This is a genomic window from Motilimonas sp. 1_MG-2023 (assembly GCF_030547455.1).
Lineage (GTDB): Bacteria > Pseudomonadota > Gammaproteobacteria > Enterobacterales > CBDFNC01 > Motilimonas.
Genome location: NZ_JAUOPX010000135.1, coordinates 1 through 346 on the forward strand (window position 1 = coordinate 1; position 346 = coordinate 346).

The window sequence follows — 346 nt, forward strand, 5'->3', positions numbered from 1 at the left end:
AAATTGGTAGACACGCTAGATTTAGGTTCTAGTGCCGCAAGGTGTGAGAGTTCAAGTCTCTCCTTCCGCACCATTTATTAGAAGCTAAGCTTTTAATAAACATCAAAGTAAATAACTTTGATCCGTGTGAGATTATTACACGTAAAACTCAAAAATAGGGATATCGCCAAGCGGTAAGGCACCGGGTTTTGATCTCGGCATTCTGAGGTTCAAATCCTCATATCCCTGCCAAATTCTGATTGAATGATGAATATCATTGATCAAAAAGTTACAACAGGGATATCGCCAAGCGGTAAGGCACCGGGTTTTGATCTCGGCATTCTGAGGTTCAAATCCTCATATCCCT

2 tRNA genes are annotated in these 346 nt (G+C 41.0%); both read left to right on the forward strand.

Annotated elements, in window-relative coordinates:
- Window positions 1–156: 156 nt before the first annotated feature.
- A tRNA-Gln gene (locus Q4519_RS21780) sits at window positions 157–231 on the forward strand.
- Window positions 232–275: 44 nt separating this feature from the next.
- Window positions 276–346, forward strand: a tRNA-Gln gene (locus Q4519_RS21785).